3 protein-coding genes are annotated in these 2,515 nt (G+C 60.8%); all 3 read right to left on the reverse strand.

What is annotated here, in order from left to right; all coding sequences use genetic code 11:
• Nucleotides 1–208: 208 nt before the first annotated feature.
• The 3 genes from tnpC to tnpA are packed head-to-tail and all read right to left on the reverse strand — an operon-like array spanning nt 209 to nt 2,456.
• Nucleotides 209–1,708, reverse strand: coding sequence for an IS66 family transposase (gene tnpC / locus H5P28_RS10115; RefSeq protein ID WP_185673694.1), 1,500 nt, complete (start codon nt 1,706–1,708; stop codon nt 209–211).
• A 59-nt stretch (nt 1,709–1,767) separates the two neighbouring features.
• Nucleotides 1,768–2,112: an IS66 family insertion sequence element accessory protein TnpB gene (tnpB, locus tag H5P28_RS10120; protein ID WP_185673693.1), complete on the reverse strand. Its 345-nt coding sequence runs from the start codon at nt 2,110–2,112 to the stop codon at nt 1,768–1,770.
• The gene (gene tnpA / locus H5P28_RS10125) at nt 2,106–2,456 is read right to left on the reverse strand and encodes an IS66 family insertion sequence element accessory protein TnpA (protein ID WP_185673692.1); all 351 of its coding nucleotides are present in this window, start codon (nt 2,454–2,456) and stop codon (nt 2,106–2,108) included. Before tnpA ends, tnpB begins: the two co-directional genes overlap by 7 nt.
• Nucleotides 2,457–2,515: the final 59 nt, after the last annotated feature.

The following is a 2,515-nucleotide window of genomic DNA, read 5'->3' on the forward strand; positions in this document are numbered from 1 at the left end:
ACCCGCGCCCACGACCTCATCATCCGAGCTGTGGATGCAGGCGTCTGCTCCAACCAGCACATCCCCAAGGTCCTCGACCACTGGAGAAACCCCGAACACCCCTGCTTCCGTGTAAGCGTCCGGAGTGTGTCCTGCTTGAGTTGCCTTTGTGAGGGTGGATTTTTCTCTCTGGTAACCCTTGGGGTTTCCCACTGGTTACGATTTGGATTCAGGCTTGGGTTGCTATTGGTGACCATTTGGCAGGTGACAGAGCGCTGATGTCGTGCTGGTTGGTCATATTGGGGAGGCGCGAGAGGATGTTGCGCAGGTATTGGAAGGGTTCGATGTTGTGGCGCTGGCAGGAGACGACGATGGAGTAGATGATGGCGGATCGTTGGCCGGCCTCGGGGTGTCCGATGAAGAGGAAGTTTTTCTTTCCCAGGGCTGAGGGGCGGATGGCATTTTCCATGAGGTTGTTGTCGATCTCGGCGATGCCGTGTTTTTGGAAGGCAACGAGCTGGGGCCACTGGGAGATGGCGTAGGCGCAGGCCTTGCCGAGGGCGGACTTGGGGAGGGCCTTTCGGCTGGCGAGGGAGATGACCTTTTGCAGGCGGGTCAGCGTGATCTCATTTTCTCGCTGACGGCGGCGTTTGCGCTCGTCGGGGACGAGGTTTTCTTCGCGGTAAGTGGCCTCGCGTTCGTAAAGCCTGGCCATGAGTCGGAGCACGAGGGTGGCTTCGCGTTTGTTGGAGGCGAGGGCGTCGTAAAACTTGCGCCGGACGTGGGCCATGCAGCCCAGGGCGATGACGTCCTTGTTGCCCGAGGCATAGTCTTCGTAGGCGCCGTAGGCATCGGACTGGAGCAGGCCGGTGTATCCGTCCAGCAATGACGTCAGCTCGCCGTGTCGGCGAGAGAGCCGCCAGTCAAAGACGACGTCGCCGCCGGGCCGCGAGATGGCCCAGAGCCAGCCCTGTTCGGTTTTGCCTTTTTTGTGGTCGGAGTCGCAGTAGCGCACCGGCGTCTCGTCCGCCTGGATGTAGGGGCCCGCGAGCAAGTCCGTTCGCATGTAGTTGTAGATGGGCTTGAGCCACTCGGCTACGGCCTCGACCCAGTCTGTCATGGTTTTTCGTGACAAAGGTGCGCCCCACATGGACGAGGCTTTTTCCTGGCGGTAAAGCGGCTGGTGCTGCACGTATTTGCTTAAAACGATCCAGGCCAACAGGCCCGCCGAAGCGTAGCTGCCGTCGATCACGCGCCTGGGCGCGGGGGCCACCACCGGCGGCTGCGAGCGGTCAAGCTTGCGGCGATACCTGGGGCGAACGAGGCGGCGTTTAAACAGCTTCGGCGGGTGGATATCGACTTCAAGGGTCTCTTCTTCGGCGATCTTCTCAAAGGCTTCCGGCTCGGCCTGCACCTCCGGCGGCTCAATCACCACGGTCTCCTCCACCGGCAGGTCCTTGAAGCGCTCAGCAGGCGTTTCATGTTTGCCCGCCTTGGGGGCACGACGTTCGTAAGCGATACTTTGTTTTTCGACCGCTTCGAGTTGGCGCTCCAGGTCGTCCAGGCGCAAGCGCAGTTGAGCGCTGTCGAGCTTCTCACTTTTGCCCGCCCCGAAGAGCTGCTTTTTGAGCCAGTCCACCTGCTCGCGTAAAACCGCAATCACGCCGTTTTGCTCATCGACGATGCGCCGCAACTGTTCCACATCCGGGGAGCCCGCGTCGCTGTCCATGCCTGTATCCAAAACATGATACGATGGCCGTCAAGACAGTGTTGAGAACCGTGCTGATTTTAACGCTCGTACCACGCCTTGAGCGTCCCCTGCTTCAGGTCGATGCCGTTCATCAGCATGGTCATCGCCGCCGGGGTGATCGTCAGCTTGCGTGTGTCGCTGCCGATCGGCCAGCTCAGCCGCCCCTGCTCGATGCGCTTGGCAAACACCCACACCCCCGTCCCGTCAAAATACAGCAGCTTTAGGCGGTTGCGCGTCTTGTTCGTAAAGGCGAACAGCGCCCCGCCCTTGGGATCTTCGCCCAAGTGGTCCCGTGCCACCGCCCACAGCCCGTCAAACTGCTTGCGCATGTCCACCGGCTCCACCGCCACAAAAACTCGCAGCTGATGGGGCAAGCTCAGCATCGCAACGCCTTGACCAATGCCGCCAGCGACTGCGCATCGCCCCCGCGCAAGATCAGCCCCTCCGGCAAACATACCTCCAACAAAGAGGCCCCGCAGGACGGCACCGTCATCTCATGGAAAAGAGGTTTAGACTCGACGCCTCCACCTGCCTGACTGCGCTCGCGACGCTGCTTGAGCCAGTACACCAGCGTGTTGTAGGCCACTCCCTCGCGCCGCGCAAAGGCCTTCTGCGTCAATCCGCTCCCATCGTAGCTCTCAAGTAAACGCTCACGCTCCTCACGACTCTCGATCCGACGACCCCGACTGTCGCGCTTCGCCCCCGTATCCACCAACTCCAAATCCATCCACAAATCTTACACCAGACTGCCTGCTTTGAAAAGTGGGACCAAGCCCGGACGGTTAC

This window comes from Ruficoccus amylovorans, assembly GCF_014230085.1.
Lineage (GTDB): Bacteria > Verrucomicrobiota > Verrucomicrobiia > Opitutales > Cerasicoccaceae > Ruficoccus > Ruficoccus amylovorans.

What these genes read in the sequence shown, in the direction of transcription:
- tnpC (WP_185673694.1), bottom strand. Translation starts at nt 1,708, where the DNA reads ATGGACAGCGACGCGGGCTCCCCGGATGTGGAACAGTTGCGGCGCATC.
- tnpA (WP_185673692.1), bottom strand. Translation starts at nt 2,456, where the DNA reads ATGGATTTGGAGTTGGTGGATACGGGGGCGAAGCGCGACAGTCGGGGT.
- tnpB (WP_185673693.1), bottom strand. Translation starts at nt 2,112, where the DNA reads ATGCTGAGCTTGCCCCATCAGCTGCGAGTTTTTGTGGCGGTGGAGCCG.